The organism is Enterobacter cloacae complex sp. ECL72 (assembly GCF_019056635.1).
GTDB lineage: Bacteria > Pseudomonadota > Gammaproteobacteria > Enterobacterales > Enterobacteriaceae > Enterobacter > Enterobacter hormaechei_C.
Window position 1 is genome coordinate 4,811,798 of sequence record NZ_CP077659.1, and the last position, 25,642, is coordinate 4,837,439.

17 protein-coding genes and 7 pseudogenes are annotated in these 25,642 nt (G+C 57.9%); 20 read left to right on the plus strand and 4 right to left on the minus strand.

Going from position 1 to position 25,642, the window contains the following annotated elements; all coding sequences use genetic code 11:
• Positions 1-53: 53 nt before the first annotated feature.
• Genes tamA through KTH07_RS23250 form a run of 3 tightly spaced genes read left to right on the plus strand, consistent with a single transcriptional unit; the run spans position 54 to position 5,907 of the window.
• The gene (gene tamA / locus KTH07_RS23240) at positions 54-1,787 is read left to right on the plus strand and encodes an autotransporter assembly complex protein TamA (RefSeq protein WP_017694656.1); all 1,734 of its coding nucleotides are present in this window, start codon (positions 54-56) and stop codon (positions 1,785-1,787) included.
• On the plus strand, positions 1,784-5,560 hold the full coding sequence (tamB, locus tag KTH07_RS23245; RefSeq protein WP_032620836.1) for an autotransporter assembly complex protein TamB: 3,777 nt from the start codon (positions 1,784-1,786) through the stop codon (positions 5,558-5,560). The genes tamA and tamB overlap by 4 nt, the downstream gene beginning before the upstream one ends.
• A 2-nt stretch (positions 5,561-5,562) precedes the next feature.
• The gene (locus KTH07_RS23250) at positions 5,563-5,907 is read left to right on the plus strand and encodes a gamma-glutamylcyclotransferase (RefSeq protein WP_017383925.1); all 345 of its coding nucleotides are present in this window, start codon (positions 5,563-5,565) and stop codon (positions 5,905-5,907) included.
• A 157-nt stretch (positions 5,908-6,064) separates the two neighbouring features.
• Here the strand turns inward: KTH07_RS23250 and ppa are convergent, their stop codons facing one another.
• Entirely contained in the window at positions 6,065-6,595 is a 531-nt protein-coding gene (gene ppa / locus KTH07_RS23255) for an inorganic diphosphatase (RefSeq protein WP_006810347.1), read from the minus strand.
• 309 nt (positions 6,596-6,904) lie between these two features.
• Between ppa and ytfQ the strand changes: the two genes are divergently transcribed.
• The 5 genes and pseudogenes from ytfQ to KTH07_RS23280 all read left to right on the plus strand — a co-directional run bounded on the left by ytfQ (position 6,905) and on the right by KTH07_RS23280 (position 13,151).
• On the plus strand, positions 6,905-7,861 hold the full coding sequence (ytfQ, locus tag KTH07_RS23260; RefSeq protein ID WP_032620837.1) for a galactofuranose ABC transporter substrate-binding protein YtfQ: 957 nt from the start codon (positions 6,905-6,907) through the stop codon (positions 7,859-7,861).
• Positions 7,862-7,964: 103 nt separating this feature from the next.
• Positions 7,965-9,467, plus strand: a complete 1,503-nt coding sequence (ytfR, locus tag KTH07_RS23265; protein WP_017383923.1) for a galactofuranose ABC transporter, ATP-binding protein YtfR — start codon at positions 7,965-7,967, stop codon at positions 9,465-9,467.
• A 10-nt stretch (positions 9,468-9,477) separates the two neighbouring features.
• Positions 9,478-10,503 carry a galactofuranose ABC transporter, ATP-binding protein YtfT gene (gene ytfT, locus KTH07_RS23270; protein ID WP_017383922.1) on the plus strand — a complete coding sequence of 342 codons (1,026 nt, stop codon included), beginning with the start codon at positions 9,478-9,480 and terminating at the stop codon, positions 10,501-10,503.
• Positions 10,490-11,489 (plus strand): annotated as a pseudogene (gene yjfF / locus KTH07_RS23275) (galactofuranose ABC transporter, permease protein YjfF). Before ytfT ends, yjfF begins: the two are co-directional and overlap by 14 nt.
• A 93-nt stretch (positions 11,490-11,582) precedes the next feature.
• Complete coding sequence (locus KTH07_RS23280; RefSeq protein ID WP_023302977.1) at positions 11,583-13,151, plus strand: methyl-accepting chemotaxis protein; 1,569 nt, start codon at positions 11,583-11,585, stop codon at positions 13,149-13,151.
• Between the two features lie 36 nt (positions 13,152-13,187).
• On the opposite strand, the gene fbp is transcribed toward KTH07_RS23280, so the two are convergent.
• A complete protein-coding gene (gene fbp, locus KTH07_RS23285; protein WP_003856070.1) occupies positions 13,188-14,186 on the minus strand; it encodes a class 1 fructose-bisphosphatase in 999 nt (332 codons plus the stop codon).
• A gap of 179 nt (positions 14,187-14,365) precedes the next feature.
• Between fbp and mpl the strand changes: the two are divergent.
• Positions 14,366-15,737 (plus strand): annotated as a pseudogene (mpl, locus tag KTH07_RS23290) (UDP-N-acetylmuramate:L-alanyl-gamma-D-glutamyl-meso-diaminopimelate ligase).
• A gap of 102 nt (positions 15,738-15,839) precedes the next feature.
• Here mpl and yjgA read toward each other — a convergent pair.
• Positions 15,840-16,390, minus strand: a pseudogene (gene yjgA / locus KTH07_RS23295) (ribosome biogenesis factor YjgA).
• Between the two features lie 93 nt (positions 16,391-16,483).
• On the opposite strand from yjgA, the pseudogene pmbA reads away from it, so the two are divergent.
• Positions 16,484-17,835: pseudogene (pmbA, locus tag KTH07_RS23300) on the plus strand (metalloprotease PmbA).
• 43 nt (positions 17,836-17,878) lie between these two features.
• Positions 17,879-18,265 carry a cytochrome b562 gene (cybC, locus tag KTH07_RS23305; protein ID WP_217310860.1) on the plus strand — a complete coding sequence of 129 codons (387 nt, stop codon included), beginning with the start codon at positions 17,879-17,881 and terminating at the stop codon, positions 18,263-18,265.
• Between the two features lie 68 nt (positions 18,266-18,333).
• On the opposite strand, the gene KTH07_RS23310 is transcribed toward cybC, so the two are convergent.
• Positions 18,334-18,489: a Hok/Gef family protein gene (locus tag KTH07_RS23310; RefSeq protein WP_017383916.1), complete on the minus strand. Its 156-nt coding sequence runs from the start codon at positions 18,487-18,489 to the stop codon at positions 18,334-18,336.
• 413 nt (positions 18,490-18,902) lie between these two features.
• Here KTH07_RS23310 and KTH07_RS23315 point away from each other — a divergent pair, with 413 nt between their 5' ends.
• From KTH07_RS23315 to KTH07_RS23355, 9 genes and pseudogenes are all read left to right on the plus strand, one after another.
• On the plus strand, positions 18,903-19,241 hold the full coding sequence (locus KTH07_RS23315; protein ID WP_026080657.1) for a PRD domain-containing protein: 339 nt from the start codon (positions 18,903-18,905) through the stop codon (positions 19,239-19,241).
• Between the two features lie 10 nt (positions 19,242-19,251).
• Positions 19,252-19,614 (plus strand): SFCGS family glycine-rich protein, encoded by a 363-nt coding sequence (locus KTH07_RS23320; protein WP_006810339.1) that lies wholly within the window; start codon positions 19,252-19,254, stop codon positions 19,612-19,614.
• A gap of 2 nt (positions 19,615-19,616) precedes the next feature.
• Positions 19,617-19,916, plus strand: coding sequence for a DUF4312 family protein (locus KTH07_RS23325; protein ID WP_023302978.1), 300 nt, complete (start codon positions 19,617-19,619; stop codon positions 19,914-19,916).
• Positions 19,917-19,938: 22 nt separating this feature from the next.
• On the plus strand, positions 19,939-20,715 hold the full coding sequence (locus KTH07_RS23330; RefSeq protein WP_006810337.1) for a DUF4311 domain-containing protein: 777 nt from the start codon (positions 19,939-19,941) through the stop codon (positions 20,713-20,715).
• A gap of 13 nt (positions 20,716-20,728) precedes the next feature.
• Entirely contained in the window at positions 20,729-21,370 is a 642-nt protein-coding gene (locus tag KTH07_RS23335) for a DUF4310 family protein (protein WP_015572508.1), read from the plus strand.
• Between the two features lie 42 nt (positions 21,371-21,412).
• Positions 21,413-22,545, plus strand: a pseudogene (locus KTH07_RS23340) (amidohydrolase/deacetylase family metallohydrolase).
• Positions 22,529-23,646: pseudogene (locus tag KTH07_RS23345) on the plus strand (DgaE family pyridoxal phosphate-dependent ammonia lyase). Before KTH07_RS23340 ends, KTH07_RS23345 begins: the two co-directional pseudogenes overlap by 17 nt.
• The gene (locus KTH07_RS23350; protein WP_017694646.1) at positions 23,643-24,383 is read left to right on the plus strand and encodes a KDGP aldolase family protein; all 741 of its coding nucleotides are present in this window, start codon (positions 23,643-23,645) and stop codon (positions 24,381-24,383) included. The pseudogene KTH07_RS23345 and the gene KTH07_RS23350 overlap by 4 nt, the downstream one beginning before the upstream one ends.
• Before the next feature lie 107 nt (positions 24,384-24,490).
• Positions 24,491-25,625, plus strand: a pseudogene (locus KTH07_RS23355) (lactonase family protein).
• The last annotated feature ends 17 nt before the right edge of the window (positions 25,626-25,642 follow it).

A 25,642-nucleotide genomic window follows, 5' to 3' on the forward strand; every position in this document is an offset into this window, starting at 1 on the left:
GAGCGGCACTGCATTTGCTTCCAGGGTGGAAACAGGGATATTCAGGAGAAAACGTGACAAAGATCCGCCAGTTATGTTTAGTCAGTTTAATGCTGACCAGCGGGATTGCCAGCGCGGCGAATGTCCGTTTGCAGGTTGAGGGGTTATCCGGGGCGCTGGAAAAAAACGTGCGTGCGCAGCTTTCTACCATCCAGAGCGATGAGGTCACGCCGGATCGGCGTTTTCGCGCGCGCGTGGATGACGCCATCCGCGAAGGCTTAAAGGCGTTGGGGTACTACGAACCCACCATCGATTTCGATTTACGCCCGCCGCCGGCGAAAGGACGCCAGGTGTTGATTGCCCGCGTCTCGCCGGGCGAACCCGTCCTGATTGGCGGCACGAACGTGGTGCTGCGCGGCGGTGCGCGCACCGATCGGGACTACCTGGATCTGCTCAGCACCCGTCCGAAAGTGGGCACCGTGCTCAATCACGGGGATTACGATCGTTTTAAAAAATCCTTAACCAGCGTTTCGCTGCGCAAAGGCTACTTCGACAGCCGGTTCAACAAAAGCCAGCTGGGCGTTGCGCTTGAGCGACGTCAGGCATTCTGGGATATCGATTACGACAGCGGCGAGCGCTACCGGTTTGGCGATGTGACCTTCGAAGGATCGCAAATCCGTGACGAGTATCTGCAAAATCTGGTGCCGTTTAAAAAGGGCGACTACTACCAGTCCAGCGACCTGGGCGAGCTGAACCGTCGTTTGTCCGCGACGGGCTGGTTTAACTCCGTGGTGGTAGCGCCGGAATTTGATAAATCCCGTAAAACGAAAGTGTTACCGCTGCATGGCGTGGTCTCTCCGCGCACCGAGAACACCATTGAGACCGGTGTCGGCTACTCCACGGACGTCGGCCCGCGCGTGAAAGCCTCGTGGAAAAAACCGTGGATGAACTCCTACGGCCACAGCCTGACCACCAGCGTCAGCCTGTCTGCGCCTGAACAGCAGCTGGACTTCAGCTATAAAATGCCGCTGCTGAAAAATCCGCTTGAGCAATACTACCTCGTGCAGGGCGGCTTTAAGCGTACCGATTTGAACGATACCGAGCAGGACTCGACGACGCTTGCGGTATCACGCTTCTGGGATCTCTCCAGCGGCTGGCAGCGCGCCATTAACCTGCGCTGGAGCCTCGACCACTTTACCCAGGCAAACGTCACCAACACCACCATGCTGCTTTATCCGGGCGTGATGATCAGCCGTACCCGCTCGCGCGGTGGCCTGATGCCGACCTGGGGCGATTCTCAGCGCTACTCCATCGATTACTCCAACACCGCCTGGGGCTCCGACGTAGACTTCTCCGTCTTTCAGGCGCAAAACGTCTGGATCCGCACGCTGTACGACAAACACCGCTTTGTGATGCGCGGTAATCTCGGCTGGATCGAAACCGGTGACTTCGAACGCGTCCCGCCGGATCTGCGCTTCTTCGCCGGGGGCGACCGCAGCATTCGCGGGTATAAGTATAAATCGATCTCACCTGAAAACGACAAAGGCCAGTTGACCGGGGCGTCAAAACTGGCGACTGGCTCGCTGGAGTACCAGTACAACGTCAGCGGCAAGTGGTGGGGAGCGATGTTCGTTGACGGCGGTGAAGCGGTGAACGATATCCGCCGCAGCGATTTCAAAACCGGCGCGGGCGTAGGCGTGCGCTGGCAGTCACCGGTCGGGCCCATCAAGCTCGATTTCGCCGTTCCGGTGGGCGACAAAGACGAACACGGTTTACAGTTTTACATCGGTCTGGGGCCTGAATTATGAGTTTATGGAAGAAGATAAGCCTCGGGGTGCTGATTTTTATCGTATTACTGCTCGGTACGGTGGCGTTTCTGGTGGGCACCACCACGGGCCTGCATTTGCTGTTTAACGCCGCGAACCGCTGGGTGCCAGGGCTGGAAATCGGCCAGGTAACGGGCGGCTGGCGCGATCTGCGCCTGAAAAATATCCGTTATGAACAGCCCGGCGTGGCGGTGAACGCGGGCGAGTTTCATCTGGCGGTCAAGCTCGGCTGCCTGCGGGACAGCCAGCTGTGCGTAAACGATCTGTCGCTAAAAGACGTTAACGTGGCGATAGATTCCAAAAAAATGCCGAAGTCCGAGCCTGTCGAAGAAGAGGACAGCGGCCCGCTGAACCTCTCCACGCCGTACCCGATTGCGCTTTACCGGGTCGCACTGGATAACGTGAATATCAAAATCGACGACACGACGGTATCCGTGATGGATTTCACCTCCGGTCTGCGCTGGCAGGAGAAAAACCTCACCCTGACCCCAACCTCCCTGCAAGGGCTGCTGATTGCGCTACCGAAGGTGGCCGACGTGGCGCAGGAAGAGATCGTCGAGCCGAAGATCCAGAACCCGCAGCCGGAAGAAAAACCGCTGGGCGAAACGCTGAAAGATCTCTTCTCGAAACCGGTTCTGCCGGAGATGACCGACGTGCATCTGCCGCTGAACCTCAATATCGAAGAGTTTAAGGGCGAGCAGTTGCGTCTGACCGGCGATACCGATCTGACGGTCTTCAACATGCTGCTTAAAGTCAGCAGTATCGACGGCAACATGAAGCTCGACGCGCTGGATATTGATACTAACCAGGGGTCGGTCAACGCCTCAGGCAATGCGCTGCTGCGCGACAACTGGCCGGTAGATATTACGTTGAATAGCGCCCTGAACATCGATCCGCTGAAAGGCGAAAAGGTGAAGGTGAAAGTCGGCGGCGCGCTGCGCGAGAAGCTGGAGTTCGGCGTGAACCTCTCCGGACCGGTGGATATGGTGCTGCGCGGGCAAACCCAGCTGGCAGAGGCCGGTTTACCGCTCAACCTTGAGGTTGTCAGCAAGCAGCTTTACTGGCCGTTCACCGGCGAAAAACAGTTCCAGGCTGACGATCTGAAGCTGAAGCTGAGTGGCAAAATGACCGACTACACGCTGTCGTTCCGCACGGCAGTGAAGGGGCAGGGGGTACCGCCCGCCGATATTACCCTGGATGCGAAGGGTAACGAGTTGCAGGTTAACCTCGACAAGCTGACCGTGGCGGCGCTGGAAGGAAAAACCGAGCTGACCGCGCTGCTCGACTGGCAGCAGGCGATCAGCTGGCGCGGCGAGCTGAAGCTGACCGGGATCAACACCGCTAAAGAGGTCCCGGACTGGCCGTCAAAACTGGATGGCCTGATCAAAACCCGCGGTAGCCTGTACGGTGGCACCTGGCAGATGGACGTGCCGGAACTCAAGCTCACCGGCAACGTGAAGCAGAACAAAGTCAACGTAGAGGGCTCGCTTAAGGGCAACAGCTATCTCCAGTGGGTGATCCCGGGCCTGCACGTGGCGCTGGGTCGCAACACGGCGGATATCAAAGGCGAGCTGGGCGTGAAAGACCTCAATCTGGATGCCACCATCGACGCGCCAAATCTCGATAACGCCCTGCCGGGTCTTGGCGGCACGGCGAAGGGGTTAGTGAAGGTTCGCGGTACGGTGGAGGCGCCGCAGCTGCTGGCGGACATCACCGCCAATAACCTGCGCTGGCAGGAACTTTCTATTGCCCGCGTACGTGTCGAGGGAGACGTGAAATCCACCGATCAGATCGGCGGAAACCTGAATCTGCGCGTGGAGCGTATCTCTCAGCCGGACGTGAACATCAGTCTGGTCACGCTGGCGGCAAAAGGTAACGAAAAGCAGCACGATCTCCAGCTACGCGTGCAGGGCGAGCCGGTCTCCGGGCAGCTGCACCTGACGGGCAGTTTTGACCGCCAGGCGACGCGCTGGAAAGGCGTGCTGGATAACACCCGCTTCAGCACGCCGGTCGGCCCGCTGGTGCTGTCGCGGTCTGTCGCGCTGGATTACCGCAACGCGGAGCAAAAGATCAGCATTGGGCCACACTGCTGGACCAACCCGAATGCTGAGCTGTGCGTGCCGCAGACCATTGATGCAGGCGCGGAAGGACGCGCGCAGATCAACCTCAACCGTTTCGACCTGGCGATGCTGAAACCGTTTATGCCGGAAACCACCCAGGCCAGCGGGGTCTTCAGCGGTAAAGCGGACGTCGCGTGGGACACCACCAAAGAGGGACTGCCGCAGGGCAGCGTTACCCTCTCCGGGCGTAACGTGAAGGTGACGCAGGAGGTCAATGACGCGCCACTGCCGGTGGCGTTCGACACCCTGAATGTGAACGCTAACCTGCGTAACAATCGTGCGGAACTGGGATGGCTGATCCGCCTGACCAACAACGGTCAGTTTGACGGACAGGTGCAAATTACCGATCCGCAAGGGCGGCGCAATCTCGGCGGCAACGTCAATATTCGTAACTTCAACCTGGCGATGGTGAATCCGATCTTCTCGCGGGGAGAAAAGGCGGCGGGGATGCTCAGCGCCAACCTGCGTCTGGCGGGGGATGCGCAAAGCCCACAGCTGTTTGGCCAGATGCGGTTAAACGGTGTGGACATTGACGGTAACTTTATGCCGTTCGATATGCAGCCAAGCCAGCTGACGATGAACTTTAACGGCCAAAGCTCAACCCTCAGTGGCTCAGTGTTGACGCAGCAGGGACAAATCAACCTGAGCGGTGACGCAGACTGGAGCCAGCTCGACAACTGGCGCGCCCGTATTGCGGCCAAGGGCAGCAGGGTGCGTATCACGGTACCGCCGATGGTGCGCCTGGACGTGTCGCCAGACGTGGTCTTTGAGGCAACGCCGAGTCTCTTCACCCTGGACGGCCGTGTTGACGTACCGTGGGCGCGCATCGTGGTTCACGAGGTGCCGGAAAGCGCGGTTGGCGTCTCCAGTGACGAAGTTATGCTCAATGAAAATCTGAAACCTGTTGAACAGAAGAGCGCTGGCATACCGATCAATAGTAATCTTATCGTGCACGTGGGGAATAACGTGCGTTTGGACGCGTTTGGGCTAAAGGCGAGACTCACGGGTGACCTGAAAGTGGCGCAGGATCAACAGGGACTTGGCCTCAATGGACAAATCAATATTCCTGAAGGGCGCTTCCATGCCTACGGGCAGGATTTGATTGTGCGTAAAGGCGAGCTGCTGTTCTCCGGTCCACCGGATCAGCCGGTACTCAATATCGAAGCGATCCGTAACCCGGAAGCCACCGAAGATGATGTGATTGCAGGCGTGCGCGTGACGGGCTCCGCCGATGAACCTAAGGCAGAGATCTTCTCTGACCCGGCCATGTCGCAACAGGAAGCGCTCTCTTACCTGCTGCGCGGCCAGGGTCTGGATAGCCAACAGGGCGATGGTGCGGCAATGACATCAATGTTAGTTGGTCTGGGGGTTGCACAAAGTGGTCAGGTTGTGGGTAAAATCGGCGAGACGTTTGGCGTAAGCAATCTGGCGCTGGACACTCAGGGCGTGGGTGACTCTTCGCAGGTAGTGGTCAGCGGCTATGTACTGCCGGGTCTACAGGTAAAATATGGCGTGGGGATCTTTGACTCACTGGCTACACTCACGTTACGTTATCGCCTGATGCCTAAGCTATATCTGGAAGCAGTGTCCGGCGTAGACCAGGCACTTGATCTGCTCTATCAGTTTGAGTTTTAGCAATGCGAATATTTGTTTACGGCAGTTTACGAACCAGGCAAGGCAACAGCCACTGGATGACCAACGCCCAGTTGCTGGGAAATTACACAATCGAAAACTACCAGTTGTACAGTCTGGGCCACTATCCAGGCGCGGTTCCGGGGAACGGAACGGTACAGGGTGAGGTTTATCGTATTGATAATGCCACGCTGGCCGAACTTGATGCCTTGCGCACCAGGGGCGGTGAATACGCTCGCCAGTTGATCCAGACGCCTTACGGCAGTGCATGGATGTACGTGTACCAACGTTCGGTCGACGGGTTAACGTTGATTGAAAGCGGTAACTGGTTAGACAGAGACCAGTTCTGAAAAACGACAACGCCACCGTAAGGTGGCGTTGTCGTTTTGCGCCGTAGGCCCGTGCAAGCGTAGCGCCGCCGGGCGATACTCCTCAATCGCACGGGTTACCTGGAGCGACAGGCACAAAAAAGCCCCGACGCGCGGGGCTTAGTCTCAGCAGTAAGAATTACTTCTTAGCAGCACGTTCGAAAGAGGCGATGATTTCTGCTTTCGCCGCTTCTGCGTTATCCCAGCCTTCAACTTTAACCCATTTGCCTTTTTCGAGATCTTTGTAGTGCTCGAAGAAGTGGGCGATCTGCGCTTTCAGCAGCTCTGGCAGGTCGTTCACATCTTTAATGTGATCGTACTCTTTGCTCAGCTTGGTGTGCGGTACGGCAACCAGTTTCGCATCTTCACCCGCTTCGTCAGTCATTTTCAGCACGCCAACAGGACGGCAGCGAATGACGGAGCCTGGCTGCAATGGATATGGCGTTGGGACCAGTACGTCAACCGGGTCACCGTCCAGAGACAGAGTGTGGTTGATGTAGCCGTAGTTGCACGGATAGAACATGGCGGTAGACATGAAACGGTCAACGAACAGCGCACCGGTGTCTTTGTCGATTTCGTATTTGATTGGATCTGCGTTGGCCGGGATTTCGATCACAACGTAGATGTCTTCTGGCAGTTCTTTACCCGCAGGGACGTTGAGTAAGCTCATGTCGGTGTCCTTTAAAATGGATGGTAAACAAGTGGCAGGTATTATAGCCAACTGGCGCTGAAAGTCTCCGCCTGTTTTCGTCTTCTCTCCCTCGCGCCTTCACTTTTCAGACCGTTTCCATGACAGGATAATCCATAAACTCAGCCGCATTTTAAATGTTGAAATGAAAGCGATTACAAACTTGTGATTAACGTTTTATTCACTTTTCTGAAGTGTGATGTAACGCAATCCGTAACATATTCCATTGGCTATAGTTCATCCGCGGAACATCTTTTAACCAACAATAACCTACCCTACGAGGACGTTCATATGTGGAAGCGCTTACTTCTTGTTACAGCAGTTTCGGCAGCCATGTCGTCTATGGCGATGGCCGCACCCTTAACCGTTGGATTTTCGCAGGTCGGATCTGAATCTGGCTGGCGCGCCGCTGAAACGAATGTGGCGAAAAGTGAGGCCGAAAAGCGCGGTATTACGCTGAAAATCGCCGATGGTCAGCAAAAGCAAGAGAACCAGATTAAAGCGGTGCGCTCGTTTATCGCTCAGGGCGTGGATGCCATCTTTATTGCCCCGGTTGTCGCCACGGGCTGGGAGCCGGTACTGAAGGAAGCCAAAGATGCTGAAATTCCGGTCTTCCTGCTCGACCGTTCCATCGACGTAAAAGACAAATCTCTCTATATGACCACCGTCACCGCCGATAACGTGCTGGAAGGCAAACTGATTGGTGACTGGCTGGTGAAGCAGGTGGATGGCAAGCCGTGTAACGTGGTTGAGTTGCAGGGCACCGTCGGGGCGAGCGTGGCTATCGACCGTAAGAAAGGTTTCGCGGAGGCCATCGCTAAAGCATCAAACATCAAAATCATCCGTTCTCAGTCCGGCGACTTCACCCGCAGCAAGGGTAAAGAGGTCATGGAAAGCTTCATCAAGGCAGAAAATAACGGCAAAAATATCTGCATGGTTTACGCCCACAACGACGACATGGTGATCGGCGCCATCCAGGCCATCAAAGAAGCGGGCCTGAAGCCGGGCAAAGATATCCTCACCGGCTCGATCGACGGCGTACCGGACATCTACAAAGCGATGATTGACGGCGAAGCGAACGCCAGCGTGGAGCTGACGCCAAATATGGCGGGCCCGGCATTCGATGCGCTGGAGAAATTCAAGAAAGACGGCACCCAGCCTGAGAAGTTGACCATCACCAAATCCACGCTCTACCTGCCGGACACGGCGAAAGAAGAGTTAGAGAAGAAGAAAAATATGGGCTACTGATCCAGTGAAATTGCCGGGTGGCGCTGCGCTTACCCGGCCTACGATACGCTCTTTTGTAGGCCGGATAAGCGTAGCGTCATCCGGCCTGATGCAGGGGGAAACCATGACCACCGAACAACACCAGGAAATCCTCCGCACAGAGGGCCTGAGTAAATTTTTCCCTGGCGTTAAGGCGCTGGATAACGTTGATTTCAGCCTGCGGCGTGGGGAGATCATGGCGTTGCTCGGCGAAAACGGGGCGGGGAAGTCGACGCTGATTAAAACCCTGACCGGGGTCTATCACGCCGATCGCGGCGCTATCTGGCTGGAAGGTAACGCCATTTCGCCCAAAAACACCGCGCATGCCCAGCAACTGGGGATCGGCACGGTCTACCAGGAAGTGAACCTGCTGCCAAACATGTCGGTAGCGGATAACCTGTTTATTGGCCGCGAACCCAGACGTTTTGGCCTGCTGCGCCGCAAAGAGATGGAAGCGCGCGCCGCGAAGCTGATGGAATCGTATGGCTTCTCTCTCGACGTGCGCGAACCGCTGAACCGTTTTTCCGTAGCGATGCAGCAAATCGTCGCGATCTGTCGCGCTATCGATCTCTCGGCGAAAGTGCTGATCCTCGATGAACCCACCGCCAGCCTCGATACCCAGGAAGTGGAGATGCTTTTTACCCTGATGCGCCAGCTGCGTAATCAGGGCGTCAGCCTGATTTTCGTGACGCATTTCCTCGATCAGGTTTACGAGGTGAGCGACCGTATAACGGTGCTGCGCAACGGCAGCTTTGTCGGCTGCCGGGAAACCCGCGAGCTGCCGCAGATAGAGCTGGTCAAAATGATGCTGGGCCGCGAGCTCGAGACCAACGCGCTTCAGCGCGCGGGCCGTACGCTGCTGAGCGAAAAACCGATCGCCGCGTTTCACGATTACGGCAGAAAAGGGACCATCGCGCCGTTTAACCTCGAGGTACGCCCCGGTGAAATTGTGGGTCTGGCGGGGCTGTTAGGCTCCGGGCGCACCGAAACCGCCGAAGTCATCTTCGGGATCAAACCTGCCGACAGCGGAACGGCGCTGATCAAAGGCAAACCACAAACGCTACGTTCACCGCATCAGGCGTCGTGCCTCGGCGTGGGCTTCTGCCCGGAGGACAGGAAAACGGACGGGATTATTGCCGCCGCCTCGGTGCGGGAAAACATCATTCTGGCGCTACAGGCCCAGCGCGGCTGGCTGCGTCCGATCCCTAAGCGCGAGCAGAACGCGATTGCCGAGCGCTTCATCCGCCAGCTCGGTATACGTACCCCGAGCGCGGAACAGCCCATCGAGTTCCTCTCGGGCGGTAACCAGCAGAAGGTTCTCCTCTCGCGCTGGCTGCTCACCAAACCGCAATTCCTGATCCTCGACGAGCCCACGCGCGGTATCGACGTGGGCGCGCACGCCGAAATCATCCGGCTTATCGAAACGCTCTGCGCCGACGGTCTGGCGCTGCTGGTGATCTCGTCCGAGCTGGAGGAGCTGGTCGGCTATGCCGATCGCGTCATCATCATGCGCGATCGCAGGCAGGTGGCAGAGATCCCGCTGGATAAACTGTCGGTACCGGCGATCATGAATGCCATCGCGGCGTAAGGAGTCAAATGTGATGTCCCGTTCTCTTTCGCAAACTGGCGAAGCGAAGCGCCGCTTCACCTGGCCGACCGGCACGCCGCAAATCGTGGCGCTGCTGCTGGTGCTGCTGGTGGATAGCCTGGTGGCTCCGCATTTTTTCCAGATCGTCGTGCAGGATGGCCGCCTGTTTGGTAGCCCGATCGACATCTTAAACCGTGCCGCGCCAGTGGCGCTGCTGGCGATTGGTATGACGCTGGTCATTGCCACCGGCGGGATCGACCTCTCCGTCGGTGCGGTAATGGCGATTGCGGGCGCCACCGCCGCCTCGATGACCGTCGCCGGGCACAGCCTGCCGGTGGTTCTGCTGGCCGCGCTGGGCTCCGGTGTATTAGCCGGGCTATGGAACGGCATTCTGGTCGCAGTGCTCAAGATCCAGCCGTTTGTCGCGACGTTGATTTTGATGGTGGCCGGGCGCGGTGTGGCGCAGCTTATCACCTCCGGTCAAATCGTCACCTTTAACTCCCCGAGCCTGGCGTGGATCGGCAGCGGTAATTTTCTGTTCTTCCCGACGCCGGTGATCGTCGCGCTGGTGACGCTGGTGGTGTTCTGGCTTTTCACCCGCAAAACGGCGCTCGGGATGTTCATCGAAGCGGTGGGGATTAACATTCGGGCCGCGAAAAACGCCGGGGTAAATACGCGGCTGATGGTGATGCTGACTTACGTGCTGAGCGGCGTCTGTGCTGCGATTGCCGGGGTGATCGTGGCCGCCGATATTCGCGGAGCGGATGCCAATAACGCCGGACTCTGGCTCGAGCTGGATGCGATCCTCGCGGTGGTTATCGGCGGTGGATCGCTGATGGGCGGACGTTTTAATCTGCTGCTCTCGGTGGTGGGGGCGTTGATTATTCAGGGTATGAATACCGGTATTTTGCTCTCCGGGTTCCAGCCGGAGCTGAATCAGGTCGTCAAAGCGGTCGTGGTGCTTATCGTACTTATCGTGCAGTCGCCGCGCTTTATCACTCTCATTAAGGGGAACCGCGGTCATGATAAAACGTAATTTGCCGTTAATGATCACGCTGGGTGTGTTCGTGCTGGGATACCTTTACTGCCTGACCCAGTTCCCGGGCTTCGCCTCCACGCGGGTGATTTGCAACATTCTGACCGACAACGCCTTTTTAGGCATTATCGCCGTCGGTATGACGTTTGTGATCCTCTCCGGCGGGATCGATCTCTCCGTTGGGTCGGTGATCGCCTTTACCGGCGTGTTCCTTGCCAAGGCGATTGGCTTTTGGGGGATTTCGCCGCTGCTGGCTTTTCCGCTGGTGCTGGTTATGGGCTGCGCGTTCGGCGCCTTTATGGGGCTTTTGATCGATGCGCTGAAAATCCCGGCGTTTATCATCACCCTCGCCGGGATGTTCTTCCTGCGCGGCGTGAGCTATCTGGTGTCGGAGGAGTCAATTCCAATTAACCACCCGATCTACGACACGCTCTCCAGCCTGGCGTGGAAAATCCCCGGCGGGGGACGCCTGAGCGCAATGGGGCTGCTGATGCTGGGCGTGGTGGTGATCGGGATCTTCCTCGCCCACCGTACCCGGTTTGGTAACCAGGTTTATGCCATTGGCGGCAGCGCCACGTCCGCGAACCTGATGGGAATTTCCACGCGCAGCACCACTATCCGCATCTACATGCTTTCGACCGGGCTGGCCACGCTCGCGGGGATTGTCTTCTCGGTTTATACCCAGGCAGGCTATGCCCTGGCGGGGGTGGGCGTTGAGCTGGATGCCATTGCCTCGGTGGTGATTGGCGGTACGCTGCTCAGTGGCGGAGTGGGGACGGTGCTCGGCACGCTATTTGGCGTGGCGATCCAGGGCTGATTCAGACCTATATCAACTTCGACGGCACGCTCAGCTCTGGTGGACCAAAATCGCCATCGGCATTCTGCTGTTTATTTTCATCGCGCTTCAGCGCGGCCTGACGGTGCTGTGGGAGAACCGCCAGAGCTCGCCTGTTACCCGGGTGAATACCTCTGTAACAGGGCGATAACATGCTGAAATTGCTTAAACTCTAAACATTTTCCGGTAGCGGCCGATACTCTTTTTTTATGCCCAGAAATATCTCGCTACCGGAAATAACATCATGCTTAAAACGCTATCGATTCGTACCGGCTTGCTCTCTTTACTGGCCGTTATGACCCTTCTGCTGCTGATTGTCAGCGGCATCGGCATTTATGCCCTTACACAAAGTTCCGCTTCTCTCCAGCGCATCAATCATCTTCAGGGTGAACAGATGGTGCAGCTGAATGCCGGCTATACGCTGATCCTGCGCGCGCGTAACGAAGCGGGGCAGGCCGTCCGCATGATGGAGGTCGGCCTGCTGGACGATGCGGTCAGGGCGGTCAAAACCATTAACCAGGAAGTGGCGCTGGCACAGAAAACGCTGAAGGACGTGATCGGCAGCGGCGTGGCGGATGAGCAGGGGCAAATGCTTCTGGATAACGTCGCCGCGAGCCTGGCGGTGTACAACCAGCAGGGCATCAGCCCGATGCTGAAAGCCCTGAACGAGCAAAGCGCGGACAGCTATTACGATCTGCTGGAAAACAAGCTGGTCCCGGTGGCGAAGCAGTTTGATAACGATATGCAGGCGTTCCAGGCATGGAGCGAGGCGCGCGGTAAAGCGGAGGTGAGCGCCGTGCAGGCGAGTAAAACCCGCGTGCTGATCCTGATTATCGTCGCGGCGCTGCTGACGGCTGGCATTATCGTGCTGGCCTGGCTGGTGCTGCGCCATATGCTGCTCAAGCCGCTTTCAGCCTCGATTGCCCAGCTGGAACATGTGGCGGCCGGGGATTTAACCCATACCCTGAACGCGCCGGCGAGCCAGGAATTTAATCGCCTTAACGCGGCGATCGAAGGGATGCGCCAGTCGCTGATGGACTCGGTTCTGCGGGTGCGTGACGCCAGCTCGCAGATTGATACCGGCAGCCGCGAGCTGACGGCCGGGAATATGAACCTGGCCCAGCGCACGGAATCCACCGCCACCTCGCTGGAGCAGACGGCCGCCAGCATGGAAGAGATCACCGCCACGGTGAAACTTAACGCCGATAACGCCGAGCAGGCGCACCAGCTGGCGAAGTCGGTCTCCGATACCGCCGATCACGGCAGTGAAATGGTCTGTTATGTCATTGAGAAGATGCGCGACATCTCCGGCAGCTCGGCGCGCATCGCCGATATCCTGAGCGTCATCGACGGCATTGCCTTCCAGACCAATATTCTGGCGCTGAACGCCTCCGTTGAAGCGGCGCGTGCGGGTGAGCAGGGGCGAGGTTTTGCGGTCGTGGCGGGTGAGGTGCGTAATCTCGCCAGCCGCAGTGCTGATGCGGCGAAAGAGATCCGCTCGCTTATCAGCGATTCGCAAACCCACGTGAACGAGGGCAGCGAGCTGGCGCAGCAGGCCGGTGAGACGATGGACGAGATCGCTACCGAAGTGCTGCGTATGACCAAACTGATGCGTGAAATTGCGACGGCGTCCCAGGAGCAGAGCCGCGGTATTGAGCAGGTGAATATCGCCGTCAATCAGATGGATGAAACGGCGCAGCAAAATGCGGCGCTGGTCCAGCAATCATCTGCGGCAACTCGTTCCCTGGAGGAACAGTCGCGCGAGCTGATGGAAGCGATGGCCTCCTTCAAGCTGACGATGCAAACGGCCTGAAAAAAAGGGAGCCTGCCTGGCTCCCCTTTTCGTGCGTTACGCGTCCGGGAATTCGCGGATCATGCGTTCAACGTCATCCACCATATGGCGGTTGCCGACGAAGAATGAACGGCGCTGGTGCAGGCTTTCCGGCACGATATCCAGAATACGCTCTTTACCGTCGCTCGCCTTGCCGCCTGCCTGTTCGGCCAGGAACGCCATCGGGTTGCACTCGTACAGCAGACGCAGTTTTCCGTCCGGGTGGCTGGCGGTGCTTGGGTAGAGGTAAATACCGCCCTTCAGCAGGTTACGGTGGAAATCCGCCACCAGCGAGCCGATGTAACGCGAGGTGTATGGGCGCTGGGTGGCTTTATCCTCTTCCTGGCAGAATTTGATGTACTTCTTCACGCCGTTCGGGAATTTGATGTAGTTGCCTTCGTTGATGGAGTAGGTGTTGCCCTTCTCCGGGAAGCGCATACGCTCCTGGCACAGGCAGAACACGCCCAGGGACGGATCGTAGGTAAAGGCGTGTACGCCGCAGCCGGTGGTGTACACCAGCATGGTGGACGAGCCATACACCACATAACCGGCAGCAACCTGTTTACTGCCCGGTTGCAGGAAGTCTTCTTCCGTCACCGGTGTGCCAACCGGCGTGACGCGACGGTAGATGGAGAAAATGGTACCGACAGAAACGTTAACGTCGATGTTGGAGGAGCCGTCCAGCGGATCCATCAGAACAACGTATTTCGCGTGTTCACACCCTTCGAATACGACGATCTCATCTTCTTCTTCAGAGGCGATACCCGCAACGATGTCGCGCGCGCGCAGTGCAGCTTTCAGTTTTTCATTGGCGAACAGGTCGAGTTTCTGCTGAACCTCACCCTGAACGTTCTCGGCACCGCTGGCACCCAGGATATCGACCAGACCGGCCTTGTTGATATCGCGGTGGATGATCTTAGCGCCCAGCTTTATTGCCGACAGCAAAGCAGTGAGCTCACCCGTAGCATGAGAGAACTCGTGCTGCTTCTCGACAATAAATTCACCTAACGTTTTCATAACACTTTCCCTGCATCTTATGTTGAGTAAAGCGGTTGATGTCCAACAATCTTAACAAACATTCAAATATTAGCGCAGAGGTGAATCGCGCCAGCAAAATACGGATTTACCTGAAATGCGTTTCACAGCCGCTGACATGTGAGTAAAATGTGCGCCACATTGAAGAAGGATAGTGACGTATGCGCATTCATATATTGGGGATTTGTGGCACTTTCATGGGCGGACTGGCAATGCTGGCGCGCTCGCTGGGCCATGAAGTGACAGGTTCGGACGCCAATGTGTATCCGCCGATGAGCACGCTGCTCGAGAAGCAGGGAATTTCTCTGATTCAGGGATATGACGCCAGCCAGCTGGAGCCGCAGCCGGATCTGGTGATCGTGGGTAACGCCATGACCCGTGGGAATCCATGCGTTGAAGCGGTGCTGGAACGCAATATCCCGTACATGTCTGGCCCGCAGTGGCTGCATGATTTTGTCCTGCGCGACCGCTGGGTTGTCGCCGTTGCCGGGACGCACGGCAAAACCACCACCGCCGGTATGGCGACCTGGATCCTCGAAGCCTGCGGCTACAAGCCGGGCTTCGTGATCGGCGGCGTACCGGGGAATTTCGACGTCTCCGCGCGTCTGGGCGACAGCCCGTTCTTTGTGATTGAAGCGGATGAATACGACTGCGCGTTCTTCGACAAGCGCTCCAAGTTCGTGCATTACTGCCCACGCACGCTGATCCTCAACAACCTTGAGTTCGATCACGCGGATATCTTTGACGACCTGAAAGCGATTCAGAAACAGTTCCACCATCTGGTGCGCATTGTTCCGGGTCAGGGCCGCATTATCCTGCCGGAGAACGACATCAACCTGAAGCAGACTATGGCGATGGGGTGCTGGAGCGAGCAGGAGCTGGTTGGCGAGCAGGGGCACTGGCAGGCGAAAAAGCTCAACGCGGATGCCTCCGAATGGGAAGTGCTGCTCGACGGTGAGAAAGTGGGCGAGGTGAAGTGGGGCCTGGTGGGCGAGCACAACATGCACAACGGCCTGATGGCGATCGCCGCGGCGCGTCACGTGGGCGTACTGCCTGCGGATGCCGCCAATGCGCTGGGCTCGTTTATCAACGCCCGTCGCCGTCTGGAGCTGCGCGGTGAAGCCCACGGCGTTACCGTTTATGACGATTTCGCGCACCACAACGGCCATTCTGGCGACGCTTGCCGCATTGCGTGGCAAAGTTGGCGGCACCGCGCGCATTCTGGCCGTGCTGGAACCGCGTTCGAACACCATGAAAATGGGTATTTGCAAAGACGATCTCGCACCGTCCTTAGGGCGTGCCGACGAGGTCTTCCTGCTGCAACCGCAGCATATTCCGTGGCAGGTGGCCGAAGTGGCAGACGCCTGCATTCAGCCGGCGCACTGGAGTGCGGACGTGGATGTCTTAGCGGATATGGTGGTGAAAGCCGCACAGCCTGGCGATCACATTCTGGTGATGAGCAACGGTGGGTTTGGTGGGATCCATCAGAAGCTGCTGGACGGTCTGGCGAAGAAAGCCGCGGCCGCAGAGTAAAAAAAGCCCGGTGGCGCTAGCGCTTACCGGGCCTACATTTTCGCACGACCTTGTAGGCCGGATAAGGCGTTTACGCCGCCATCCGGCGCAAACCCGCACAGATTACTCTTCGTTCTCAGACAGCTCGCGCAGATACTGGAAAATCAGGCGCGCAGACTTCGGGGGCTTATTCCCTTCTTTCTCTTTCTTCGCGTTGCGGATCAGCGATCGCAGCTGCTGGCGGTCGGCATTCGGCCACAGGTTCAGCACTTCAGGTACCGCGTCATCACCCTGCTCGATCAAACGATCGCGGATCTGCTCCAGCTTATGGAACAGCGCAACCTGCTGGTTGTGGCGGTTTTTCAGTTTGTCCAGCGCCTGACGGATCGGCTCCACGTCGCGCTGACGCAGCAGTTTACCGATAAGCTGAAGCTGGCGGCGACGCCCTTCTTTCTTGATTTTCTGTGCCAGTTCAATGGCATCACGCAGATCTGGTCGAGCGGGATCTTATCCAGCGCGTTTTTACCCAGTTCTACCATTTCTGCGCCAAGCTGTTTTAACTCTTCGGCGTCACGTTTAATTTCACTTTTACTGACCCAGATGATCTCATCATCTTCGTCTTCGATGTCATCACCGGGAACGTCGTCGAGCCAGTCTTCGGGCTGCTTAGTCATGTCAGGCTCCTTAAAAAGAGGCTAATGTTACCAGTTAAGACGCGCACTGAAAAACGGTTCTCTGTTAGACTTCACTTAACTCTCTCTTACAGTATGGCATTTGCGATGAAAGTAACCTCACAAGTTGAAGCGCAGCGTAAGATCCTGGAAGAAGCCGTCTCCACCGCGCTGACGCTCGCTTCAGGTAAATCAGATGGCGCCGAAGTGGCGGTCAGCAAAACCACCGGCATTAGCGTGAGCACCCGCTATGGCGAAGTGGAGAATGTAGAATTTAACAGCGATGGCGCGCTGGGGATCACGGTGTATCACCAGAATCGTAAAGGCAGCGCGTCGTCTACCGATCTGAGCCCGGATGCCATCGCCCGTACGGTGCAGGCGGCGCTGGATATCGCGCGTTACACCTCCCCGGACCCTTACGCTGGCGTGGCCGATAAAGAGCTGCTGGCGTTTGACGCGCCGGATCTCGATCTGTTCCATCCCGCGGAAGTGACGCCGGATGAAGCCATTGAGCTGGCCGCGCGAGCCGAGCAGGCCTCTTTGCAGGCTGACAAACGCATCACCAATACCGAAGGCGGCAGCTTTAACAGCCACTACGGCATTAAAGTGTTTGGTAACTCCCATGGCATGTTGCAGGGGTACTGCTCAACCCGCCACTCGCTTTCCAGCTGCGTCATCGCCGAAGAAAACGGCGATATGGAGCGTGATTACGCGTATACCATTGGCCGCGCGCTGGGAGATTTGCAGTCTCCGGGTGGGTGGGAAAAGCGTGCGCCGAACGCACGCTGTCACGCCTTTCGCCGCGTAAACTCTCCACCATGAAAGCGCCGGTCATTTTTGCCAACGAAGTGGCAACCGGCCTGTTTGGTCATCTGGTGGGAGCGATTGCGGGCGGTTCGGTGTACCGTAAATCGACCTTCCTGCTCGACTCGCTGGGCAAGCAGATCCTGCCGGAATGGCTGACCATCGAAGAGCACCCACACCTGCTGAAAGGGCTGGCCTCTACGCCGTTCGACAGCGAAGGCGTGCGCACGGAACGTCGTGATATCGTGAAAGACGGCATTCTGACCCAGTGGCTGCTGACCAACTACTCCGCGCGTAAGCTGGGGCTGAAAAGCACCGGGCACGCGGGCGGCATTCATAACTGGCGCATTGCCGGACAGGGCCTGAATTTTGAACAGATGCTGAAAGAGATGGGCACCGGCCTGGTGGTCACCGAGCTGATGGGGCAGGGCGTGAGCGGTATTACCGGCGACTACTCTCGCGGTGCAGCGGGCTTCTGGGTCGAAAACGGTGAAATTCAGTATCCGGTGAGCGAAATCACCATCGCCGGCAACCTGAAGGACATGTGGCGCAATATTGTTACGGTCGGTAACGATATTGAAACACGCAGCAATATTCAGTGTGGTTCTGTATTACTGCCGGAGATGAAAATCGCCGGGCAATAATCCCCGTAAAAGATTGATTAATAATAAAAAAAGGAAGTGAGCAATGCGTAAACACCTGTTAGCGATCGTCGCGGCTTCAACGCTGGTTCTTGGCCCGTCTGCGTTTGCTGCCGATCTCGAAGACAACATGGACATCCTCAGTGAAAACCTGAAGGTGGTGCAGAAAACGGACAATGCGGCGGACATGAAAGACGCATTGACTAAAATGCGTGAAGCCGCGCTGGATGCGCAAAAAGCGACGCCGCCGAAGCTGGAAAGCAAAGCGGCAGACAGCGCCGAGATGAAAGACTACCGCCACGGTTTTGACGTGCTGGTCGGCCAGATTGACGGCGCGCTGAAGCTGGCGAACGAAGGCAAAGTGAAAGAAGCCCAGGCGGCAGCCGATCAGTTTGTCGCGACCCGCAACACGTACCACAAAAAGTATCGTTAATTGGGTGCCTGAGCTGTACGTCCTCTCCCGTATGCGGAGGCGCATTATGCGCCCCGCATCGTTGCTCCCTACTTGCCGGAGCGACAATCCATCCGCGCTGTCACTTCAAGCGAGCCGTTACGAAAACGGATCTCGCACAGTGTTTTCCTCGTCACCAGCGTTAAGATGATTATTGTCAAAGAAATAATCATCAAAACCCCGATACTTGGGTTTCTGCGTTTCATGGATGCCTCCTTGCTTTAAAGCGGGCGAGGTAGCGAACTCCACGGTGTGACGTGTCGTTTCGAGCCCCCGCCCTGATTTTTATCAGGCGGGGCTTCCCACTCCGTCCCATGCCTGAGACGGTCAGTCTCAAGCACCCGCCGCCACTCTAGCGGATCCCCATAAGAAAACCTTATCCACGTCACATTTCTACGAGCCTGCTCGTAATCTTTTCCACTCCGCTTACCAGTCTAATGCCGCGTAATAGCGTGATATTCATCACGTAAATCCAGCGATTTATACAGATTCACCGCATTTATGTGGCACAGATCACTGCCGCTGCTCGCCTTTCCACTTCGAAGTGGAAAACAACTCGCTACAAACAATTCCCCCTCGACGTTAGTTTTATTCCAGAGCCATTAACGGGGTAAGACGAGTGATTAACGGAGCGGTAATGAACGACGTTGGGGAACAGGCGGTGCAAACAGAACAGCTCGCGAACACCATGCTTCAGCAGGTCTACGCCCTGCTGGCCCGGCACAACATCATTCCCAACGCGGTACAGGAGCAGATGCTGACCTCCCACGTTCGCGCAATGGCGCACCGGTCCGTGACCGGCGAGCCGCTGCCGGAGGTTGAAGCAGAGCTGTTCGACGAAATTTCACCAGATTCAATGCAACTCGCCCGTGAAGTGGTAGCGCAGTTCGGCAACCTTCCTGATGAAGAGGCCTGGCTGCTCTCCGTTCACTTCGAAGTCGCGAAAGACAACCTTTAAGGAGCAACACATGGAACAGATTACAGTCGTGATTGGCGATCGCCTGGGTAAAGGTCAGAAAGTGGCTGCGGGTGTGGAAAAAGCCGGCGGACGCGCGGTTGTCGTACCGGGCATGGCAGCGGATATGAAGCTCGGTGACGTGATGAAAGCAGAAAACGCCACCTTCGGGATCTCCTTCTGCGGCAGCGGCGGCGCGGGCGCCATCACCGCTCAGACCAAATATGGCTACAAGGCCAAATACGGCATGCGCTCCGTGGATGAGGGGGTGACCGCCATCAACGAAGGCTGCAACGTGCTGGGCTTTGGCTTTATGGATAAAGAAGAGCTGGGCGAGCGTCTGGTACAGGCGTGGCAGAAGAAATACGGCGCGTAAGCATGAAAGAACAGTTCACAACCACGGTGAGAGTGAAGGGGAAGGGCGACGCCAAAGCGCGCGCCTTTGCCGACGCCCTCAACCACGTTCAGGCTGCGGTGATGAAAGCCTCACCGCATATCTTACTGCGTATTGAGCCACAGGATGTGCAGGTTGTTCAGGCGCAAGAAGCGGTGCGAAAAGAAGCGTTTCTGTTCTTCTTTTTGCGCCGGGAAAGACGCACCTACAGCGTGGAGCTGGATGTGACCGTCAACGTGACCGCCATCAATCTCGACCAGGTGGAGTTCGTCACGCAACGCTGATTATTCATAAAAGGGCAGACTGATGTTCTTAATTATATTAATAAAATCGCTCATCATTGGCGGCCTGGTTGGCGTCGGTGTTGGCGCCGGGGCTGCACGCATGTTTCATGCGCCTACCACTCAGGGTATGGGCGCGTTTCGTACGTTGGGGGAACTGAACTCCTGCGAAGGGGATCCGGCGTCCCACTTCTCCTTTGGGTTAGGTTTCTTCTTTAACGCCTGGGCCTCTTCCGTGGCCGCAGGTGCCTTCACACAGGACGTTGACCACCGCATCATCCCGAACTGGGGTGCTGCTGCACTGATGATTAAAAACCGTAACGTCGGTGAAACGCTGCATGACCCGCGCAAAATGGCGATTGCCTGCGGCATCATCGGCATGATTGTTGTGACCTTCCTTAACCTGACCGCCTCCTCCGTTCCGGCAGCGCTTCAGGTGACCGCCGTGAAGGTGCTGGTACCGGCGGCGAACCTGCTGGTCAACACCGTGATGCCGGTGATCTTCTGGCTGGCGGCCATCGACGCGGGTAAAAAATCGGGCTTCTGGGCCACCATCTTTGGCGGCGCGGCACAGCTGATCATGGGTAACGCCGTACCGGGTCTGGTACTGGGTATTCTGATTGGTAAAGGTGTTGAAGAGAGTGGCTGGAACCACGTCACCAAAGTGATGATGGCGGCGATCGTTCTGCTCTTCGTGCTGAGCGGCTTCTTCCGCGGCTTCGACATGAAGATGATCGAATCCTTCCATCTGACCGTGCCGAACTGGCTCGACATGATCCACAACTCGCTCAGCGGTAAATAACAGGAGCCTCTAAATGGAACAGAATAAAGGTTTTTGGTATGCCGACTGGTCGTTCCCGATCTTCGTTGGCCTGCTCTCCTCCGGCGTCTTCGCCGGGACGCACATGTACTACCTCTACGGCATCGGCGCGTTTAACGAAGTGGCCTTCGTGGCGATGCTGAAAGCGGGAATCGATACCGGCGTCTACGGCGCGGTGGCGGCGTTCGGTGCTAGCTTCCTGTTCGCCCGTATTATCGAAGGCTCGCTAGTGGGTATTCTCGATATCGGCGGTGCGATCCAGACCGGCGTGGGCCTCGGCGTTCCGGCGCTGCTGCTGGGCGCGGGGATCATGTTCCCGGTGACCAACTTCATTGCCGCGCTGATTACCGGCCTGGTGATTGGCCTGGCGATTGGCTACGTCATCATCCTGGCGCGTAAGTTCACCATCAATCAGAGCAACTCCACCTACGGCGCAGACGTGATGATGGGCGCGGGTAACGCCTCCGGCCGCTTCCTCGGGCCGTTGATTATCCTCAGCGCCATGACCGCCTCCATTCCAATCGGCGTCGGTTCCCTGGTAGGCGCGCTGCTGTTCTACATCTGGCAGAAGCCGATTACCGGTGGCGCCATCCTCGGCGCAATGATTTTGGGCTGGCTGTTCCCGGTCGCCCTTTAATACCCGCGGGCGCTTCGGTGCCCGCTTTATCAGGAGATCCTCATGTTTGATTTACTCCTGCGCCGTGCGCGCCTCGCCGACGATACCCTGACCGATATCGCCATCCAGGACGGGAAGATTGCCGCGACAGGCGACATTGACGCTCCCGCCCGCAAAACGGTTGAGCTGAACGGCGACGTGTTCGTCAGCGCGGGCTGGATTGACTCCCACGTCCACTGCTACCCGAACTCCCCGATTTACCACGACGAGCCGGACAGCGTGGGCATTGCCACCGGCGTCACCACCGTGGTGGACGCGGGCAGTACCGGAGCCGACGACGTGGACGATTTTACGCCATCACCCGCAAAGCCTCCACCGAGGTGTTTGCCCTGCTGAACATCTCCCGCGTGGGGCTGATCGCCCAGAACGAGCTGGCCAACATGGCGAATATTGACGCCGATGCGGTGAAGCAGGCGGTGACGCGCCACCCGGATTTTATCGTTGGCCTGAAGGCGCGCATGAGCAGCAGCGTGGTCGGTGAAAACGGCATCACCCCGCTGGAGCGCGCGAAAGCGATTCAGAAAGAGAACGGCGACCTGCCGCTGATGGTGCACATCGGCAACAACCCGCCGAACCTCGATGAGATTGCCGAACTGCTGAGCTCCGGCGACATCATCACCCACTGCTACAACGGCAAGCCTAACCGCATTCTGACGCCCTCCGGCGAGCTGCGCGCCTCCATTACGTCTGCGCTGAAGCGCGGCGTGCGCCTGGACGTCGGCCACGGCACGGCGAGCTTCAGCTTTGAAGTGGCGAAGCGCGCCATTGCGATGGGCATTCTGCCGCATACCATCAGCTCGGATATTTACTGCCGCAACCGCATCAACGGCCCGGTCGGCTCGCTGGCGAGCGTGATGTCGAAATTCCTCGCCATCGGCATGTCATTGCCGCAGGTGATTGACTGTGTCACGGCCAACGCCGCCGACGGCCTGCGCCTGACGCGCAAAGGCCGCATTCAGCCTGGCCTCGACGCCGATCTGACGCTGTTTACGCTCAAGCGCCAGCCGACGGTGCTGACGGATGCCGAAAACGACAGCCTACAGGCTGAACACATTCTGATGCCGCTTGCCGCGATCCGCGCGGGCAAGGGCTACATGACCGAACAAGGGAGCACGGAACATGCCTTCGATTTATGAGAAGTACAACTTAAAGCAGGTTATCAACACCTCTGGCCGCATGACGGCGCTGGGTGTCTCCACGCCGCGCCCGGAAGTGGTGCAGGCGGCGATGGACGGCATGAATCACTATTTCGAGATGAAGGATCTGGTCAATAAAACCGGGGAATACATCGCGAAGCTGCTGGAGGTGGAAGGGGCGACGGTGGTCTCCTGCGCGTCGGCGGGCATTGCCCAGTCCGTGGCGGCGGTGCTGGTGAAAGACAGCGACTGGCTGCTGGAAAACCTGCACGTCACACCGATTGAAAACAACGAAATCGTCCTGCCGAAAGGCCACAACGTGAACTTTGGCGCGCCGGTGGGCACCATGGTGGCGCTGGGCGGCGGCAAGCTGGTGGAGGCGGGCTACGCCAACGAATGCTCTGCCGATCAGCTGGCGGCGGCGATCACTCCGCGCACGGCGGCGATCCTCTACATCAAATCGCACCACTGCGTGCAGAAAAGCATGCTCAGCGTCGAGCAGGCGGCGGTCGTGGCGCGCAAGCACGATCTCCCGCTGATCGTCGATGCGGCGGCGGAAGAAGATCTGCACGCCTACTACCGCTCCGGTGCCGATCTGGTGATCTACAGCGGCGCGAAGGCGATCGAAGGGCCAACCAGCGGGCTGGTGATCGGCAAAACCCAGTACGTTGAGTGGGTGAAGCGCCAGACGGCGGGCATTGGTCGCGCGATGAAAGTGGGCAAAGAGGGTATCCTGGGCTGACCTGCGCCATCGAACACTACCTGACGGCGACCAAAGAGAGCGGGGCCGAGATGGTGGCGAAGATGACGCCGTTTATCGACGCGTTGAACACCCTGAACGGCGTGACCGCGCGCGTGGTCTGGGACAGCGCCGGGCGTGACATCGCCCGCACCGAGATTAAGTTTGACGAAGCCACCACCGGCGTCGGCACCGGTGAACTGGTGAACGCGCTGAAACAGGGCGAATACGCCATTTACTTCCGTGGCTATAAGGCCAACGAAGGGATTATCGAGGCGGACGTGCGCAGCGTGAATGCTGACCAGCTGAACATCGTGTACCGCCGCATTAGCGAAGTATTAGGACAGGAGAAAAAAGCATGAAACTGACCCCCAACTTTTACCGTGACCGCGTCTGCCTGAACGTGCTGGCAGGCTCAAAGGCCAACGCCAGCGCCATTTACGAGGCGGCGGAAGGTCATGTGCTGGTGGGCGTGCTCTCCAAAAATTACCCGGACGTGGCGAGCGCGGTTGCGGACATGCGCGAATACGCAGCCCTGATTGATAATGCGCTCTCCGTGGGGCTGGGCGCGGGCGACCCGAACCAGTCAGCGATGGTGAGTGAAATCTCCCGCCAGGTGCAGCCGCAGCACGTTAACCAGGTCTTTACCGGCGTGGCCACCAGCCGCGCGCTGCTGGGGCAGAATGAGTCCGTGGTCAACGGTCTGGTCTCCCCGACCGGCACCGTCGGCATGGTGAAAATCTCCACCGGCCCGCTGAGCAGCAAAGCGCCGGACGGCATAGTGCCGGTTGAAACCGCTATCGCCCTGCTGAAAGATTTCGGCGGCAGCTCCATCAAGTACTTCCCGATGGGCGGCCTGAAATGCCGTGACGAATACCAGGCGGTGGCGGAAGCCTGCGCCCGTCACGACTTCTGGCTGGAGCCGACCGGGGGAATCGATCTGGAGAACTTCGAGGCGATCTTGCAGATCGCCCTGGATGCGGGCGTGAGCAAAATCATCCCGCATATCTACAGCTCGATTATCGATAAAGCCAGCGGTGATACGCGTCCGGAAGATGTGCGTACGCTGCTGGCGATGACGAAGAAGCTGGTTAAGTAGAACCTGCCCCTCACCCTAACCCTCTCCCACCGGGAGAGGGAACCTTACCCCTCTCCCTTTGGGAGAGGGCTGGGTGAGGAAACAAACACACACCCGAAGGAGCCACCATGCACACCCGTACCCTGCTTGTCGCTTCACTCTCTTTACTTGCTACCTCTGCAATCGCTCAAACCAGTACGCCTGGTGGGTACCTATAATCCGAACGGTGAAGGGCTGTACCGCTTTACCGTCGATCCGCAAACCGGTGCGCTGAACGATAAAACACTGGTGAGCAAACTGCCGAACGCCGCGCAGTTAACCGTCTCACACGACGGCAAAACGCTGTATCTGGCAAGCGAAGTGGAGCAGGGCGTGGTGCAGGCGCTGCGCATCGGTGATAACGGCGCGCTGAGCGAGCTGAATCAGGTGTCCTCCGGCGGCGCGGGGCCGGTGTATCTTTCCCTGACGCCGAACGGCAAACATCTGCTGGTGGCAAACTACGTCAGCGGAACTGTCGCGGTGCTGCCCGTTAACGCAGACGGCAGCCTGGGCGATGCTACGGACACCCATCAGGACAAAGGCGAACCGGGCGCGGCGAAGCCGGAAGCTGCCGTCGAGGGCAGTTTCGCCATCAGCGATCATAACGGCCCACATGCGCACATGATCGCCGCCGATCCGGACGGGAAATACGTTTTTTCCACCGATCTGGGGCTGGATCGCATCTATCAGTACCGTTTTGACGATCAAACCGGGAAGCTGACTCCTAACGATCCGCCATTTATCAGCGCCTCCTCAAAAGGGGCCGGGCCGCGCCACTTCGTCTTTACGCCGAAAGGCGATGCCCTGTGGCTGATTAACGAAGAGGCGTCTACGCTCACCCATTATGCGCTGGACAGTAATGGCAGGCTGAAAGAGGGTAAAACGGTTTCAGCCCTGCCGGACGGTTATAAAGGCACCAGTTTTGCTGCCGGGCTGGCGCTAAGCGCCGACGGGAAACAGCTGTATGTCGCTAACCGTTTGCATAACAGCATCGGGCACTTTACCGTAACGGCGGAGGGTACGCTGACGCATCAGGATGATGTCTGGACGCGCGGCGACTATCCGCGCACCCTGACGCTCGATAAGCAGGGTCGCTGGCTGTACGTCATGAACCAGCGCAGCGACAACATTACCCGTTTCCGCGTGGCGCCGGACGGCAAGCTGAGCGCCGAGCCAGACTATACCCCGGTCGGCAGCCCATCCCAGATGGTCATTTCACCCTGAGCAGTAAGAGGACAACG

What these genes read in the sequence shown, in the direction of transcription:
- KTH07_RS23325 (WP_023302978.1), top strand. Translation starts at nt 19,617, where the DNA reads ATGAAAGAACAGTTCACAACCACGGTGAGAGTGAAGGGGAAGGGCGAC.
- cybC (WP_217310860.1), top strand. Translation starts at nt 17,879, where the DNA reads ATGCGTAAACACCTGTTAGCGATCGTCGCGGCTTCAACGCTGGTTCTT.
- KTH07_RS23280 (WP_023302977.1), top strand. Translation starts at nt 11,583, where the DNA reads ATGCTTAAAACGCTATCGATTCGTACCGGCTTGCTCTCTTTACTGGCC.
- KTH07_RS23310 (WP_017383916.1), bottom strand. Translation starts at nt 18,489, where the DNA reads ATGAAACGCAGAAACCCAAGTATCGGGGTTTTGATGATTATTTCTTTG.
- KTH07_RS23335 (WP_015572508.1), top strand. Translation starts at nt 20,729, where the DNA reads ATGGAACAGAATAAAGGTTTTTGGTATGCCGACTGGTCGTTCCCGATC.
- tamB (WP_032620836.1), top strand. Translation starts at nt 1,784, where the DNA reads ATGAGTTTATGGAAGAAGATAAGCCTCGGGGTGCTGATTTTTATCGTA.
- ppa (WP_006810347.1), bottom strand. Translation starts at nt 6,595, where the DNA reads ATGAGCTTACTCAACGTCCCTGCGGGTAAAGAACTGCCAGAAGACATC.
- ytfQ (WP_032620837.1), top strand. Translation starts at nt 6,905, where the DNA reads ATGTGGAAGCGCTTACTTCTTGTTACAGCAGTTTCGGCAGCCATGTCG.
- KTH07_RS23350 (WP_017694646.1), top strand. Translation starts at nt 23,643, where the DNA reads ATGAAACTGACCCCCAACTTTTACCGTGACCGCGTCTGCCTGAACGTG.
- fbp (WP_003856070.1), bottom strand. Translation starts at nt 14,186, where the DNA reads ATGAAAACGTTAGGTGAATTTATTGTCGAGAAGCAGCACGAGTTCTCT.
- ytfR (WP_017383923.1), top strand. Translation starts at nt 7,965, where the DNA reads ATGACCACCGAACAACACCAGGAAATCCTCCGCACAGAGGGCCTGAGT.
- KTH07_RS23330 (WP_006810337.1), top strand. Translation starts at nt 19,939, where the DNA reads ATGTTCTTAATTATATTAATAAAATCGCTCATCATTGGCGGCCTGGTT.
- KTH07_RS23320 (WP_006810339.1), top strand. Translation starts at nt 19,252, where the DNA reads ATGGAACAGATTACAGTCGTGATTGGCGATCGCCTGGGTAAAGGTCAG.
- KTH07_RS23250 (WP_017383925.1), top strand. Translation starts at nt 5,563, where the DNA reads ATGCGAATATTTGTTTACGGCAGTTTACGAACCAGGCAAGGCAACAGC.